This window comes from Mesorhizobium sp. 1B3, assembly GCF_050958605.1.
Classification (GTDB): domain Bacteria; phylum Pseudomonadota; class Alphaproteobacteria; order Rhizobiales; family Rhizobiaceae.
In genome coordinates this window covers 286142-301093 of the sequence record NZ_JBJHDO010000008.1, presented here as the reverse complement: position 1 = coordinate 301093, position 14952 = coordinate 286142, and the positions used below count along the sequence as shown (strand labels likewise).

Here is a 14952-nt window from a genome sequence, read left to right as displayed (position 1 = left end):
TGGAGCTTGGCGTTGGCGCTTCTACCCACCGTAAACGCTGGCGATTGGCATCGGCGTTGCGACCGGTCTTCCCTTCTCCCCTTGTGGGAGAAGGTGGCCGCGCGAAGCGCGGTCGGATGAGGGGTTAGCCCGACCCCTTGGCCGCCAGTTCCTTCAACCGGTATAGCGCATCGAGCGCCTCGCGGGGCGTCATCTCGTCGGGGCTCAGCGCGCGAAGAGCCTCTCCCAGCGGACCCCCCTTCGCCGGTTTCTCCGCCTCCTTGCGGATCGCCGCGCTGAACAGCGGCAGATCGTCGACGAGGCGATCCGCCTTCCCCGACGTCTCGCCTTCCTCGAGCTGGTGCAGGACCTCGCGTGCCCGCTGGACGACGGCCTCGGGCAGGCCGGCGAGGCGCGCCACCTGTACCCCATAGGAACGGTCCGCGGCCCCCTTGCCGACTTCGTGCAGGAAGACGACGTCACCTTCCCATTCCTTGACCCGCATGGTGACGTTGTGCAGGCGGGACAGCTTGCCGGCGAGCGCGGTCATCTCGTGGAAGTGGGTGGCGAAAATCGCCCGGCAGCGGTTCTTCTCATGGAGGTACTCGACCGCCGCCCAGGCGATCGACAAACCGTCGAAGGTGGCGGTGCCGCGGCCGATCTCGTCGAGGATGACCAGCGCGCGCTCCCCCGCCTGGTTGAGGATCGCGGCGGTCTCCACCATCTCGACCATGAAGGTCGAGCGGCCGCGCGCCAGGTCGTCGGACGCGCCAACGCGTGAGAACAGGCGATCGACGATGCCGATATGGGCGCTTTCCGCCGGCACGAAGGCCCCCATCTGCGCAAGGATGGCGATGACCGCGTTCTGTCGCAGGAAGGTCGACTTGCCGCCCATGTTGGGGCCGGTGAGCAGCCAGATGGCGCCGTGGCGGCCATTCTGCTCCGGCGAGAGGTCGCAGTCGTTGGCCACGAACGGGTTCTCGGCGGCACGCCGCAGCGCCTGCTCCACCACCGGGTGACGGCCGCCCTCGATCCGGAAGGCCAGACTGTGGTCGACGACCGGCCGGCGGTGGTTCTCCGATGCGGCGAGCCGCGCCAGCGCCGCCGACACATCGAACACCGCGAGCGCGCCGGCACCGGCGCGGATGGCGGAAGCATGGGCGACCGCTTCGGCGACAAGCCGGTCGAAGGCGGCGAGCTCGATGGCCAGCGCCCGATCGGCGGCGTTGGCGATCTTCGTTTCCAGACCCGCAAGTTCGGTGGTCGTGAAACGCATGGCGTTCGCCATGGTCTGGCGGTGAATGAAGCGCGCCTTCGCCTCGTCCGTCCCGTTCATGACAGCCTGGTTGTTGGCCGTCACCTCGATATAGTAGCCAAGGACGTTGTTGTGCCGGATCTTGAGGGAGCGGATGCCGGTCTCCTCGATGAGCTGCCGCTCCATCTCGGCGATCACCCGCCGCGACTGGTCGCGCAAGGCCCGCATCTCGTCGAGCTCGGCGTCGTAGCCGTCGCGGACGAATCCGCCGTCGCGCTTGAGCAAAGGCTGCTCGTCCGCCAGCGCCTGTTCGAGATGCTCACGAAATTGCGCCGGTAGCGCCGCAAGCGCCGCGAGCGACTCCGCGAGCTCGGCCGGCAAAGACGCGTCCTCCAGCAGTTGCACGATCTCGGCGGCGCAGGCGAAGCCCGCGGCAAGAGCGGCGAGGTCTCGCGGCCCGCCCCTGTTGAGCGCCAGTCGGGAAAGAGCGCGCGGCATGTCGGGGATACGCTTCAAGCTTTCGCCGAGCGCTGTCGCAAGGCGCGGTTCCTGTTGGAAGAAGGAGACCGAATCCAGCCGTGCATTGATGGCATCGGGGTCGGTGAGCGGCGACATCATGCGCTCGGCAAGCAGCCGCGCGCCGGCGCCGGTCACCGTGCGGTCGATGGCCTTGAACAGCGAACCGTCGCGCGATCCCGACAGGGTTCGCAGGAGTTCGAGATTGGCGCGGGTCGCCGGGTCGATGAAGAGCGTCGAGCCGCTCTGCTCACGTTCGGGACGAGACAGGGGCGGCCGCTCGGCCTTCTGGGTCTTCTCGACATAGGCGACCGCGCCCGAGATCGCGGAGAGCTCGGCACGCGAAAAGGTGCCGAAGCTGTCCGGCGTGGCGACGTCGAAGAACCGCGCGATGCGGTTGGCGGCGGAGCCCGAATCGAACAGGCTCGGCGGCTGCGGATTGGCGATGCGGCCGATCACGTCGAAGACCGGCCGCAATTCGGGATCGTGGAACACGGCGTCGGCGAGGATGAATTCCTTGGGATCGACGCGGAAGACGTCGGAAAGCAGCCGCTCGGCCGTCGTTTCAGAGACCTTGAAGGCGCCCGTCGAGATGTCGATCCAGGCAAGGGCGTATGAATTTTCGCCGCCGCCCTTCACGCGCCCCAGTGCCATCAGGAAATTGGCTTCCTGCGGCGCAAGCAGCTTGTCCTCGGTGATCGTGCCCGGCGTCACCAGCCTGATGACGTCGCGCCGGACGACCGATTTCGAACCACGCTTCTTGGCTTCGGCGGGATCCTCGATCTGCTCGCAGACGGCGACCCGATAGCCCTGCGCGATCAGTTTCTGCAGATAGTCGTCGGCGGCATGCACGGGCACGCCGCACATGGGAATGTCCTCGCCCAAATGCTTGCCGCGCTTGGTGAGCACGATGCCCAGCGCCTTCGACGCCTTCTCCGCGTCGTCGAAGAACAGCTCGTAGAAATCGCCCATGCGATAGAACAGCAGCGAATCGGGGTTCGCCGCCTTGATCTGGATGAACTGTTCCATCATCGGCGTCGCTCCCGTGCCTGGCACGAGCACGGACAAGCCTTCGGTGCGGATAGGAGATTCGTCGTTCACGAAAACGCGTGTCCAAAAAAAGAAGCTTTTGTTTCCTGCTTGGCGCTTTACCTGGCGAAAGTGTAGCCTTAATCCCGAACGCTCCACAAAAAGAAGCGCATTGACGGGTGAGGAACTCCACATCATGAACGTGCACAAGAAACCGGAATCCGCCAGCCCGTCGGTGGGCGCAGAGGAAGCGCTGGAGTTCCACGCCATGGGGCGGCCGGGCAAACTGGAAATCAGCCCGACCAAACCGATGGCGACGCAACGCGACCTGTCGCTCGCCTATTCGCCGGGCGTGGCCGTGCCGGTGAAGGCGATCGCGGAGGATCCGAGCCGGGCCTTCGACTACACGACCCGCGGCAATCTCGTCGCGGTGATTTCAAACGGCACGGCGATCCTCGGCCTCGGTAATCTCGGCGCGCTGGCCTCCAAACCGGTGATGGAAGGCAAGGCGGTGCTGTTCAAGCGCTTTGCCGATGTCGATTCCATCGACCTCGAGGTCGACACCCAGGACGTCGACGCCTTCGTCAATTGCGTGCGCTATCTCGGACCGTCCTTCGGAGGCATCAACCTGGAGGACATCAAGGCGCCCGATTGCTTCATCATCGAGCAGCGCCTGCGCGAGCTGATGGACATCCCCGTCTTCCATGACGACCAGCACGGCACGGCCATCATCGCCGCGGCCGGTCTGATCAACGCGCTCGAAATGACCGGCCGCGACATGAAGACGACCAAACTCGTCTGCAACGGCGCCGGCTCGGCCGGCATCGCCTGCATCGAGCTCGTCAAGTCGATGGGTTTCGCGCCCGAGAACGTCATCCTGTGCGACACCAAGGGCGTCGTCTACCAGGGGCGCTCGGAGGGCATGAACCAATGGAAGTCGGCCCATGCGGTCAAGACCGATGCGCGCAGCCTGGCGGAAGCATTGGACGGCGCCGACGTGTTCTTCGGCCTCTCCGCCAAGGGCGCGCTGACGCCGGCCATGGTGCAGTCCATGGCGAAGAACCCGATCATCTTCGCCATGGCCAACCCCGACCCGGAGATCACGCCCGAGGAGGTCGCCGAGATCCGCACCGACGCGATCATGGCTACCGGCCGCTCGGATTATCCGAACCAGGTCAACAACGTGCTTGGCTTTCCCTACATCTTCCGGGGCGCTCTCGACGTGCGCGCCACCACGATCAATGACGAGATGAAGGTGGCCGCTGCCCAGGCGCTTGCCGAGCTTGCCCGCGAAGACGTGCCGGATGAGGTCGCGGCCGCCTACCAGGGCGTGCGCCCCAAATTCGGCCCCAACTATATCATCCCCGTACCGTTCGATCCCCGCCTGATCTCGGCGGTTCCGGTGGCCGTGGCGCGGGCGGCGATGGACTCCGGGGTGGCCCGCCGGCCGATCCTCGATCTCGACAAATACGCCCAGGAGCTTTCCGCCCGCCGCGACCCGATCGCATCCACTCTCCAGCGCATCTACGACCGCGTGCGACGCCAGCCCAAGCGCATCGTCTTCGCCGAAGGCGAGGAGGAGCAGGTGATGCGCGCCGCCGTCTCCTATGTGAACCAGCGGCTCGGCACGGCGATCCTGCTCGGGCGCGAGGAACGGATCAAGGAAACGGCGCGCAATGCCGGCGTGGACCTCAACAAGCCCGGCATCGAGATCATCAACGCGCGGCTGTCGCGCCGCAACGCGATCTATGCCGACTATCTTTACGAACGGATGCAGCGGAAGGGCTACCTGTTCCGCGACTGCCAGCGGCTGATCAACAACGATCGCAACCACTTCGCCGCCTGCATGGTCGCGTTGGGCGATGCCGACGGCGTGGTGACCGGCGTCACCCGCAATTACTCGACCGCCCTCGATGACGTGCGCCGCGTCATCGATGCAAAGCCCGGACATCGCGTCATAGGCGTATCGATTGCGCTCTGCCGCGGACGCACCGTCATCGTGGCAGACACGGCCGTGCACGACATGCCCAATGCCGAGCAGATCGCCGATATCGCCGAGGAGGCGGCGGGATTCGCTCGGCGCATGGGTTACGAGCCGCGCGTCGCCATGCTCGCCTATTCGACCTTCGGCCATCCCGCGGGCGAGCGCTCCGAACGCATTCAGGAGGCAGTCAAGATCCTGGACAAGCGGCGCGTCGACTTCGAATTCGACGGCGAAATGGCCGCCGACGTCGCTCTGAACCCACGCCTGATGCAGCAATATCCGTTCTGCCGGCTCTCCGGTCCTGCCAACGTTCTGGTGATGCCGGCATTCCACTCCGCTTCGATTTCGACGAAGATGCTGCAGGAATTGGGCGGCTCGACCGTCATCGGCCCATTGCTGGTCGGCCTCAACAAGCCGGTCCAGATCGTCCCGCTCACCGCCAAGGATTCCGACATCGTCAACATGGCGGCGATCGCGGCCTATAACGCCGGCGCCTGAAGTCCACCCGTTGCCGGCGCATCGGCGATGCGCCGGGTCCGGTGGAAGAAGGTCAGGAACCCGCTTCTATTTCGGCGAAGATCTTCTCTGCAACACCCTTCGCCTTGCCAGGATATTTGAGCGCCTTGACCGCCTCGAGATTGGTCGGCTCGCCGACCACTATGGCGCCGATCATGCCCATGCCCACATGCGGCGTGCACTGGAACATGTGAATACCCTCGGCAGTGACCGTCACGCTGATCTTTTCGTTGATCTTGCCCTTCCACCCCTCGACTCCGTCGGGAACGCCGTCCTTGATGCTCGCCGAATTATGGGATTTGTCGGTTGGAACGAAGGTGATCGTGTCGCCCGGCGCCGCCTTGATCACTTTCGGCTCGAACACCATGGATGCCCCGTCGGATCCCTTATTGAGCATTTTGACCTCGTAATCCGCCGCAAAGACGGAAACGGGCAGCATGAGGCCAACAGCCAGCGTGGCGACAAAGCGTGCTTTGGACATCTTTCCCCTCGGAATGGAAACAGGTGGCGACGCCCTTTCAGGACAGTCATATATAAACATTGCAATAAATAGATGCTTGGTCAATGTCGGGCGAAGCTAAAATTCGCCGGCTGCCTCGCGCACGATCCCTTCCAGAAGAGCATTGACCTCGTCACGTCCGCCTCCAGGGGGGAGTCTGCGGAAGCCCACCATGACTTCCCCGGGCTTGGCTTCCGTTTCATAGGCGAACAGCACATAAGGGCAGAAGGCGATGTTGGCGGTATCTGCCTCCATCGCCTTGCGCGAGACGACGGCGGAGCAAAACTGGAAGAACTCGGCGTTGCGATAGAGAGCCGGCCGATTCCCGAGATCTCCAGCTGTTCGCTTCAGCATCTCGCCGATATTGCCTCGATAATCGACCACATAGCCGCGATTGACGATAGCGTCCTCCAGGTCGGCAATGACCTGCTCAAAGGGTGCGTCGGCGGCAAGTCTGGTCACGGCGTCCTGACCAAAGGCTGGAAAGCAGGTTCCGATCGCAATCACGATCCCAGCTATCGATTTCCGGCTGAACATGAGCTGCTCCTCGCGATCGCCACCCAAAGCTTCACCGCCGATCGCATCCGGTGAGTTGAGGCTAGCTTAACATCACAAAACATGCAAAAAATGCAATGTTTAAATAATTGGCGGAGGACGATGATGGCTTCAAAACCTATCGGCATGAACAGGAGGGCACTGCTCGCCGGGATCGGGGCCGCGGCGCTCGTACCGGCCGGAATGCACGCTGCCCGCTCGCAAACCTTTTCGACCGGGAATGCCGACTTGACCGTGATCAGCGACGGGGCCTTCTCCATGCCTCTCGGACTCATGTTTCCCGACGCCCCGCAAGACGCGTTGCGCGCGATCCTGCTCGAAAACGGCCTGCCGACCGACGCGATCCGTCCGGACTGCAACGTGACGATGGCCCGCTTGGGCGACCGGCTGGTGGTCTTCGATGTCGGGGCGGGGCCGAACTTCTTGCCGGGTACGGGCAGACTGCTCGAAGCGCTCGGCGAAACCGGCATCGATCCCGACGAGGTAACCGACGTCGTGATCACCCACGCCCATCCGGATCACCTCTGGGGCCTCACCGACGATTTCGACGAGTTGGTCTTCGCCAACGCCGCCTATCATATCGGAAAGGAGGAGTGGGAGTTCTGGTCTTCGCCCGATACGATCCACAAAATTGGCGAGGACCGGCAAACCTTTGTCGTCGGCGCACAGAACCGGTTTGCTGCGATCGAGGGGAAAGTAGCGTTCGTCAAGGCCGGGGACGAGGTACTGCCCGGCGTCGAGGCTGTTGCAACGCCCGGCCATACGCCGGGCCATCTGTCTTTCATGTTTCACGGAGCGGAGCCGGTGCTGATCGTGGGCGACGCCATCTCCCATGCGGTCGTGTCGTTCGCACATCCCGCTTGGCCTTCCGCGAGCGACCAAGCCCCGGAGCAAGGCGCCGCGACGAGACTTTCGCTTCTCGACCGGCTTGCGCATGACAGGGCGCGCATCATCGGCTTCCATTTTCCGCAGCCAGGCGCCGGCCACGTCGAACGCAGGGGTGACGCCTATGTCTACGTTCCAGCGTAGCGCTTATTCGGCGGGCTGACGATCGAGCGAACGAAAGACGCCGAGCGGCGAACCTTCTATCAGATAGGCGAGCCCCATCCGCGCACCCAGGAAGATCGACGCCAGAACGACTGGGGCCGAAATCGCCAGGGCAGATACTGCCGTGACCCCCTGGCCGATCGTACACCCCATGGCAAAAACGCCACCAACGCCCATCAGGAGGCCGCCGGCGATGTGACGGCCGAGCTCTCGTGCGTCATCACAGGCTTCCCAGCGAACGTCCCGTTTCCAGAAGGCGCAGAGAGCCGCACCGCCCACGACGCCGAGCACGAGGCCGACACCGTAGTCCGGCAGCACGCCCGTGAAAGCTATGGCTTGAAGGATGGTGTCGGCCACCGGAACCACAAATGATCCGGCTTCGATCTGCACCACGTCGAAGGAATGAACGGCCGCGTAGCTGGTCGCCCACCAGCCAAAGGCGATGACGAGGCCGACAACAACACCCGTGGCGATCGAACCGGTTCGGCGCCGATAGCTGCTCTCCATGAAGATCCAGACAAACATCAGCAGCGCGACAGCTGCAGCGATGGCCGGCGTCACCTCGCGCCCCGCCCAAAACGAGGCAATTTGCCCGAGCGATTGCCCGCCCGTCCACGAAAAGTCCACTGCATAATTGTCGGACAAGGCGACACGTGCCTGCGCGATCAACCCCTTCTGCGCCGACATTGCCGCAAGCCCGAGGACGATCAGTATGATCAGCGAACGCAGGCTGCCGCCGCCAAGCCGGACCAGCGCCCCGAAACCGCATGTTCCGACGAGGGCCATGCCGAAGCCGAACGCAATTCCTCCGGCGATGGCGCCAATCCAGGCGAAGCTGGAGCGGATATAGAAGCTCGACACCGTGTCGACCCAGCCCAGGGCCTGCATCGCCTGGGTCGCAACCAGGGCCACCGCTGCAGCGAGTATCCAGGTGCGCACCCCGCTGGTGTCGCTCGCATACCAGTACCGCTCGAGCGCGGACATGGTGCAGAAATGATTCGCGCGCGCCACGAAGCCGAGCACGAGACCGGCGGCCAATCCGGCAAGAACCAGAAACCACGGCGATGTGGCAAAGCTCATAATCTCCCTCCCGCCCGGCCTGATATCACGGCGTATGATGTGGCCGCCTCTTGATCTCTTCGCCCTCTCTGGAACGAACAGGCGCGCAAAAAAGGTCATAAAGGGTCTCAATGACCGACGAAACTTCCTTGCTGGCGATCGAATAATAGATGGTGCGTCCATCACGACGCGTGTTCACGAGGCGGTCGAAACGCAGGCGGGCGAGTTGCTGGGAGACCGCGGCCTGGGGCATGCGCATCGCCTCCTCGAGTTCCGAGACCGACTTTTCGCCCTCGGCCAGGAGGCAGAGGATCAGAAGCCGGCCTTCATGCGCCAGCGCCTTGAGCAACTCACTGGCCGTTCGCGCCTGTTCCAACAACCGGTTGAAGTCTTCGGGCGATTGGGCGTCTTTGATATTCGGCAGGCTCATGAGGGCGATCGGTTCTCGTGAAATGCGCTTGTCCAGCTCGAACTTCCTGACCGAAACCAAGTCATGGCACCGCCGGCAGAAGCGCAATGAGTTCTCCGACACGATACCAGAAGAACTCGTTGCCGACATAGCCCCTGATCCGCCCGATCTCCTTGCCGTCATGGACGAGCACGAAGGTCGGCGTAAAGCGCTCCTTTGCTATTTCGGCCAGATCCGGCGGCCATCCCTGAGTGATGTCCACGCGCCTCAGCGGCGCCCGCCGGCCCTCCTCGGTCTTTGGCCAGGCAGGCGCAATCTCCGCGTCGAAACGGGCGCACCACACGCAACCAGGCTGCTCAAGCATGACGAGTTCGGCCGCCGGCGCTTGCCACGACACGACAGACAAGGCGGCGCCGAGGGAAAGTGACGCCAGTTTTCCGAGATTCATGGGCCACCCCGGCTAAGATCACATTTAAATATAGCATTCCATGAATATGTCTGCCAAGATCAGGACACAGCGTATTCGAAGATTGGGGGGATCGATGCTGGATGTGAGCCTCGGCGGAGCACTGATGGCCGGCCTTCTGTCCTTCGTGTCGCCTTGTGTCCTGCCGATCGTGCCGCCTTATCTCGCCTGGCTGGCAGGCGTGAGCTTCGACGAGTTGAAGGATACTAAGCCGGGAGCGAGCCAACGCCGCCGCGTCATCGGCGCGGCCATCGCTTTCGTCCTGGGTTTCACCACCGTCTTCGTGGCGCTTGGAGCCACCGCGAGCGTGGTGGGCACCACGATCGCCCGATATTTCGATACCCTCTCGATCATCGCCGGGGTTCTCATCATTTTAATGGGGCTGCATTTTCTCGGCGCCTTCAAGATCGCCATGCTCTATCGCGAGGCGCGCGTCCAGGTCGGCAGGAAGCCGGCCGGCCCCCTGGGCGCCTATGTCGTGGGGCTCGCATTCGCATTCGGCTGGACACCTTGCGTGGGCCCCGTGCTGGCCGCGATCCTGTTTATCGCCGGCAGCGAGGGCACAGCCGCGCGGGGCGCGCTCCTGCTCGCCGTCTACTCCCTGGGCATTGGCATACCTTTCATGCTGGCCGCCGTCTTCGCCAGCCGCTTCCTCGCGTGGACCGCGCGCTTCAAGCGACACATGCGCAAGGTGGAAATGGCGATGGGCACGTTGCTCGTCATCACCGGTGTCCTGTTCATCACGGGCCAGATGTCGGCCATCTCGTATTGGCTTCTGGAAACCTTTCCTGTTTTCCAGACCATAGGCTAGGAGAGAATCATGTTCGCCAGGCTGATGTTTGCCCTCTTGATCATGACCATCCCCACGGTTGCACCCGCCGCGGAAGTCGGCGAGGACGGATTGCACAAGCAGGAATGGTTCACCATCACCTTCCGCGACCTCGCCGAGGACATCGAGCAGGCCAAGGCGCAAGGCAAGCGGCTGGCAATCGTGTTCGAGCAGCGCGGCTGCATCTATTGCCGTGAGATGCACGAGAAGATCCTCTCCGATCCGGAGGTGCGGGATTACATCCGCGAGAACTTCGTGATCGTACAATACAACATGTTCGGCGATGAAGAGGTCATCGACCTCGACGGCGAAAAGCTGACCGAAAAGACGGCAGCCCGCAAATGGGGCTATGTCTTCACGCCGACAATCGTCTTCCTGCCGGAGCAGGCGCCGCAGGGCAAATCGGTTGCTGATGCGGCCGTCGCCACCATGCCGGGGGCTTTCGGCAAACTGACTTTCCTCAACATGTTCCGGTGGGTCAAGGACAAGGGCTACGAAGGCGACGAGCACTTCCAGCACTACCATGCCCGCATCGTCAACGAGTTGCGCGCAAAGGGGCGCCTAGGTGAGGAATAGATACATGCATGTATTCATATTTTTAGATTGATTCTCATAACGCGGCGGATTATCGTCGAAAACAACGAGCGGATCTGTGCCGATCCGGGAGGCCAGAGGGGGAGGTAGCATGAGGCAGATACTTGTTGGTGTTGCGGCCATCGCGACATCTGTCGCTGCCACTTTCGCCCATTCCGCGGAAATCGCTCCCGGCGACGTCCGGATCGAGGACATGGCGGTAAAATCGTCGCTGTCCGGCGTTCGGGGCAATCCCGAGGAAGGTGCCAAGATCTTGGCCAATCGGGGCCTCGGCAATTGCCTCGCCTGTCACGCGGTAAAGGCGCTTTCGGACGAACAGTTCCATGGCGATGTCGCGCCGGCGCTCGATGGGGCCGCGGACCGTTGGACGGTGGACGAACTGCGCGCGATCGTGGTGGACGCCAAGCAGGTCTTCAGCGATGAAACGATGATGCCGGGCTTCTACAGCCTCAAGGTAGGCATCAATGTCCGGAAGGACCTCGTCGGGAAGACGATTCTGACCGCCCAGCAGGTCGAGGATGTCGTCGCCTATCTTGCGACGCTCAAGGAATAATCACGAGAAGGAGATTCGCATGACACTGACCAGGCGTCGTGTGCTCGCATTGGCTGCGGGAGCGGCCGTCGTCCCTGTGCTGGCTGCGTTTCCCGGCCCGGCGTCTGCCGCGGCCGAGGAAACGTCGAAGCTGATGACGGAATTCGCGCGGGGCAAGGAGCCCCAGGCGGGAAAGATCACGCTTACTGCGCCCGAGATCGCGGAAAACGGCAACACGGTACCGATTACGGTAGAGGTCGACAGCAAGATGGAGGGTGCGGACATTGTCGAATCCGTCACCATTTTCGCCGACGGGAACCCACGGCCGGAAGTCGCCACGTTCACCTTCACGTCGCTGAGCGGGACTGCGGCTGCCACGACGCGCATGCGGTTGGCCAAGACGCAGAATGTCATTGCCATGGCCAGGATGGCCGATGGTTCCGTCTATATGGACAAGAAGGAAGTGAAGGTCACGATCGGCGGCTGTGGCGGCTGATCGACGGCATATCAGAGGAAATCCGACATGGCATCGACTCCCAAACCCCGCGTGAAGATACCCAAGACGGCCAAGGCCGGCGAGGTGATTGTCCTCAAAACCCTGATCAGCCATGAGATGGAATCGGGGCAGCGCAAGGACAAGGACGGCAACGTCATCCCGCGCAAGATCATCAATAAATTCACCTGTGAGTTCAACGGTCAGCCCGTCTTCTCCTGCGATCTCGATCCGGCGATCTCGGCAAATCCATATTTCGAATTCAGTGCGAAGGTATCCGAAAGCGGAACCTTCAAGCTGACCTGGATCGACGACGACGGGTCCGTCTACACCGACGAGCAGAAGATCGAAGTGAGCTGAGCCGGATCCGTGGCGGAAGCCGCGTACAAGCGGGAGGGATAACGTGAACAGACCATCGGCCGCAGTAGCGACCGCGATCTTCTTGAGTTCGTTGGCCGGAACCATCGCATCTGCGGAGCCGGTCGACGAGACACTGGAAATCGACGGCGTCGAGATGATCACGCGCGCGCCTTCGCCCGAAGGCCATCCTTTCGAGGAAGTCCTGTCCGGCTGGCTGTTCCGCGAAGCGGAGACCCGCGCGACTCAGATGGACTCCTTTGAAAACCCCGGCATGCTGGCTGTGGAGCGCGGCGGCGAAATCTGGAACACCGTCGAGGGCGCAATGGGCAAATCCTGCGCTTCGTGCCACGACGATGCGGCTGCAAGCATGAAAGACGTCGGCGCCAACTACCCGAAGTGGGATGCAGATGCAAAGCGGCCGATCAACATCGAGCTGCAAATCGACAAGTGCCGTGTCGAGAACATGGGCGCCGAGGCCTACAAGTTCGACGATCCAGACCAGGTTGCGCTGGCCAGCTTCATCAAGCACCAGTCGCTCGGCACCCCCGTCAAGCTGGATCTCGGACAAGGGGAGATGCAGAGCTGGTGGGACAAAGGCAAGGAACTCTACTACACCCGTAATGGCCAGCTGAACTTCTCATGCTCGTCATGCCATGAAGGCGCAATGGGCAAATACATTCGCGCCGACCATCTCAGCCAGGGCCAGGTGAACGGCTTCCCCACCTACCGCTTCAATACCGGCGGCATGGTATCCCTCCACAACCGTTTCCGCGGCTGCATCCGCGATACGCGGGCGGAGATGCCGAAGGCATTCTCCGACGAGCTGATGGCTCTCGAAGTTTATGTGACCTGGCGCGGAACCGGGCTGTCGGTCGAGACGCCTGCCGTCCGGCAGTAGCAAGCCTACAGCTCATCGCGTGAAAGGGTTCACGCGATGAGCTGTAGGTTCCTGATTTGCGCATGTCTTTCCCGAAACCGCTGCACACTTTCGGGAGACATGCTTTTAGCACGTCCGAGTAGCGGCTCCTGCGAACAGACCAATCCGCAGCGCTGCCAGCCTGGAGAAAGATGATGACCTATTCCCGACGCGACTTCCTCCAGTTCGCCATCAATGCCGGCCTGGCGCTGGGCGCGGCCGGTTATGTTTCGAATCCAACGCGGGCTTTGGCCCAGCAGAAGCTGACGCAGGAAGACCTCCTGCGCTTCGATTCGAAGGGACAGGTGACGCTGCTTCATTTTACGGATGTGCACGCCCAGCTCATGCCGCTTTACTTCCGCCCTCCGGACACGAATATCGGCGTCGGCGACTATGCCGGTATCCCCCCGCATCTTGTCGGCGAGGAATTCCTCGAGGAATTCGGAATCGATCGCGGTAGCCACCTTGCGTATGCCCACACGTTTGTGGACTACGTCGACCTGGCGCGCACCTATGGACGTATGGGCGGCCTCGACCGGACGGCAACGCTCGTGAAGGCGATCCGTGCCGAACGCGGCGAGGACAAGGTCCTTTTCCTGGACGGCGGCGATACGTGGCAAGGATCCTATACCGCACTCAAGACCAATGCCCAGGACATGGTCGACTGCATGAAGCTCCTGAAGCCGGATGCCATGACGGGCCATTGGGAATTCACTCTGGGCGAGGAGCGTTTCCTGGAGATCGTCGAGAACCTCGGATATCCCTTCATCGCCTCCAACATCTTTGACGCCGAATGGGACGAGCCGGCCTTCGAGAACACGGCCATGTTCGAGAAGGGTGGCGTGCAGGTGGCCGTGATCGGGCAGGCGATGCCCTACACCCCCATCGCCAATCCGCGATGGATGTTCCCGAAATGGTCGTTTGGCATCCGGCCGGAAGTATTGCAGGCCAATGTCGACGCCGCTCGCGCGGCGGGGGCGGAAGTCGTGGTCCTGATCTCGCACAACGGTTTCGACGTCGACCGCAAGCTGGCTACGCTGACGAGCGGCATCGACGTCATCCTGACCGGTCACACGCACGACGCGGTGCCGGTGGCGGTCCAGGTCAAGGACACCCTCGTCCTGTCGTCCGGATCGCACGGCAAGTATCTCGGCCGCATCGACCTGGAGGTCTCGGGCGGCAAGGTCACAGGCTACAGTTCGAACCTCATCCCGATTTTTTCCGACGTCATCGCGCCCGACGCGGAAATGGCGGCCAAGATCGTGGAGGTCCGTGAACCTTACAAGGACGAGTTGTCGCGGGTGCTGGGCAGAACCGAATCGCTGCTCTATCGGCGCGGAAATTTCAACGGCACATGGGACGACCTGATCTGCAAGGGCATCATGAAGGAACGCGACACTGAAATCGCCCTGTCGCCCGGCTTCAGATGGGGCACGACGCTTCTGCCGGGCCAGGACATCACTGTCGAGGATCTCTATACCGAGACCGCGATGAGTTATCCCGCCGTCTACCGCAATGAAATGACGGGCGCGCAGCTAAAGGACATACTGGAAGACGTTTGCGACAATCTCTTCAATCCCGACCCCTTCCTGCAGCAAGGCGGCGACATGGTGCGCGTCGGCGGCATGACCTACACCTGTGCCGTCAAGGAGAGGATCGGCAATCGCATTTCCGACATGAGGCTAGCCGCCACCGGTGAACCCATCGAGGCTTCACGCAGCTATGTCGTCGGCGGCTGGGCTTCGGTCAACGAAGGTGTGGAAGGCCCGGCGATCTATGACCTGATGGACGGTTACATCACGCGCCTCAAGTCAGTTACGCTTCCTGACGAGCGGTCGGTGAAAGTCGTCGTCTAGGGCACGGTCCGGCCAAGGGTTCAACCGAAGCCGTAGACGGCATCGAATTTCTTTCGTG

At 62.5% G+C, this 14952-nt stretch carries 15 protein-coding genes; 9 read left to right on the top strand and 6 right to left on the bottom strand.

Features of this window, described 5'->3' with window-relative positions; translation table 11 throughout:
• Positions 1–124: 124 nt before the first annotated feature.
• Positions 125–2782 (bottom strand): DNA mismatch repair protein MutS, encoded by a 2658-nt coding sequence (gene mutS / locus ACCO56_RS22235; RefSeq protein WP_433643052.1) that lies wholly within the window; start codon positions 2780–2782, stop codon positions 125–127.
• A 193-nt stretch (positions 2783–2975) separates the two neighbouring features.
• Here mutS and ACCO56_RS22230 point away from each other — a divergent pair, with 193 nt between their 5' ends.
• Positions 2976–5261 (top strand): NADP-dependent malic enzyme, encoded by a 2286-nt coding sequence (locus ACCO56_RS22230; protein ID WP_433643031.1) that lies wholly within the window; start codon positions 2976–2978, stop codon positions 5259–5261.
• Between the two features lie 52 nt (positions 5262–5313).
• Here the strand turns inward: ACCO56_RS22230 and ACCO56_RS22225 are convergent, their stop codons facing one another.
• Positions 5314–5718, bottom strand: a complete 405-nt coding sequence (locus ACCO56_RS22225; protein ID WP_433643051.1) for a pseudoazurin — start codon at positions 5716–5718, stop codon at positions 5314–5316.
• Positions 5719–5856: 138 nt separating this feature from the next.
• On the bottom strand, positions 5857–6315 hold the full coding sequence (locus ACCO56_RS22220; protein ID WP_433643030.1) for a DUF302 domain-containing protein: 459 nt from the start codon (positions 6313–6315) through the stop codon (positions 5857–5859).
• Positions 6316–6435: 120 nt separating this feature from the next.
• On the opposite strand from ACCO56_RS22220, the gene ACCO56_RS22215 reads away from it, so the two are divergent.
• Positions 6436–7362, top strand: a complete 927-nt coding sequence (locus ACCO56_RS22215; RefSeq protein ID WP_433643029.1) for an MBL fold metallo-hydrolase — start codon at positions 6436–6438, stop codon at positions 7360–7362.
• 3 nt (positions 7363–7365) lie between these two features.
• Here ACCO56_RS22215 and ACCO56_RS22210 read toward each other — a convergent pair whose 3' ends face one another.
• From ACCO56_RS22210 to ACCO56_RS22200, 3 genes are all read right to left on the bottom strand, one after another.
• Positions 7366–8460, bottom strand: coding sequence for a YeeE/YedE family protein (locus ACCO56_RS22210; protein WP_433643028.1), 1095 nt, complete (start codon positions 8458–8460; stop codon positions 7366–7368).
• A 25-nt stretch (positions 8461–8485) separates the two neighbouring features.
• The gene (locus ACCO56_RS22205) at positions 8486–8869 is read right to left on the bottom strand and encodes an ArsR/SmtB family transcription factor (protein WP_433643027.1); all 384 of its coding nucleotides are present in this window, start codon (positions 8867–8869) and stop codon (positions 8486–8488) included.
• Between the two features lie 61 nt (positions 8870–8930).
• Positions 8931–9296, bottom strand: a complete 366-nt coding sequence (locus ACCO56_RS22200) for a transcriptional regulator (protein ID WP_433643026.1) — start codon at positions 9294–9296, stop codon at positions 8931–8933.
• Between the two features lie 94 nt (positions 9297–9390).
• Here ACCO56_RS22200 and ACCO56_RS22195 point away from each other — a divergent pair, with 94 nt between their 5' ends.
• The 7 genes from ACCO56_RS22195 (at position 9391) to soxB (ending at position 14894) form a co-directional block, all read left to right on the top strand.
• On the top strand, positions 9391–10125 hold the full coding sequence (locus tag ACCO56_RS22195; RefSeq protein WP_433643025.1) for a cytochrome c biogenesis CcdA family protein: 735 nt from the start codon (positions 9391–9393) through the stop codon (positions 10123–10125).
• 9 nt (positions 10126–10134) lie between these two features.
• Positions 10135–10719, top strand: coding sequence for a thioredoxin family protein (locus ACCO56_RS22190; RefSeq protein WP_433643024.1), 585 nt, complete (start codon positions 10135–10137; stop codon positions 10717–10719).
• A 109-nt stretch (positions 10720–10828) separates the two neighbouring features.
• A complete protein-coding gene (gene soxX, locus ACCO56_RS22185; RefSeq protein ID WP_433643023.1) occupies positions 10829–11290 on the top strand; it encodes a sulfur oxidation c-type cytochrome SoxX in 462 nt (153 codons plus the stop codon).
• Positions 11291–11309: 19 nt separating this feature from the next.
• Complete coding sequence (soxY, locus tag ACCO56_RS22180) at positions 11310–11765, top strand: thiosulfate oxidation carrier protein SoxY (RefSeq protein WP_433643022.1); 456 nt, start codon at positions 11310–11312, stop codon at positions 11763–11765.
• 27 nt (positions 11766–11792) lie between these two features.
• Positions 11793–12122: a thiosulfate oxidation carrier complex protein SoxZ gene (gene soxZ, locus ACCO56_RS22175; protein WP_433643021.1), complete on the top strand. Its 330-nt coding sequence runs from the start codon at positions 11793–11795 to the stop codon at positions 12120–12122.
• A gap of 91 nt (positions 12123–12213) precedes the next feature.
• Positions 12214–13020: a sulfur oxidation c-type cytochrome SoxA gene (gene soxA / locus ACCO56_RS22170; RefSeq protein WP_433643050.1), complete on the top strand. Its 807-nt coding sequence runs from the start codon at positions 12214–12216 to the stop codon at positions 13018–13020.
• A gap of 170 nt (positions 13021–13190) precedes the next feature.
• Positions 13191–14894, top strand: a complete 1704-nt coding sequence (soxB, locus tag ACCO56_RS22165) for a thiosulfohydrolase SoxB (protein WP_433643020.1) — start codon at positions 13191–13193, stop codon at positions 14892–14894.
• The last annotated feature ends 58 nt before the right edge of the window (positions 14895–14952 follow it).